Annotated in this window: 1 protein-coding gene; it reads right to left on the bottom strand. The window is 32.1% G+C overall.

Annotated features, from left to right (window positions below; genetic code table 11):
• Positions 1 to 49: 49 nt before the first annotated feature.
• A partial coding sequence (locus EGI31_RS15255; RefSeq protein WP_255038012.1) for an integrase core domain-containing protein occupies positions 50 to 449 on the bottom strand: 400 nt, incomplete at its 5' end.

The raw sequence follows: 449 nt of genomic DNA, 5'->3' as shown, positions 1-449 counted from the left end.
TGTGCTTGCCTAAAATAGGTTGACGTTTTTTTAGACAAATGTAATATAGTTAAAATTGTAATATACATTGATTTGGGTTGATATTTTTCGTTTCATTACAAGTCCAAATTGGTAATATCGGTCGATTTTCGACATATTGTTCTTTGATATATTGTTCAAACGAGTTTGGTGATAGCTTATTCAAAGCTACATGTGGTTTGCTATTGTTATAGGCTTCAATTGTTCGGCTCAATTGTTTTTTAAGTTCTTCAAAACTTGTAATATTTCGATATCTGAGGTACTGGTTCTTTATAGTTCCATTTACTCTTTCAATATGAGCATTTTCATGGACTTCGTTGCACATACTTATTTTGATTTTGGCAGCATTTAACATTTCTACGTACTCATTGCTGACGTACTGCCCACCTCTATCAGAATGATGACTTAGTTCTGTAAAAATAGTCTGTTTC

It is taken from the genome of Lacihabitans soyangensis, from assembly GCF_024343775.1.
In the GTDB taxonomy this organism is placed as follows: domain Bacteria; phylum Bacteroidota; class Bacteroidia; order Cytophagales; family Spirosomataceae; genus Leadbetterella; species Leadbetterella soyangensis.
This window is presented reverse-complemented; position numbering and strand designations above follow the sequence as displayed.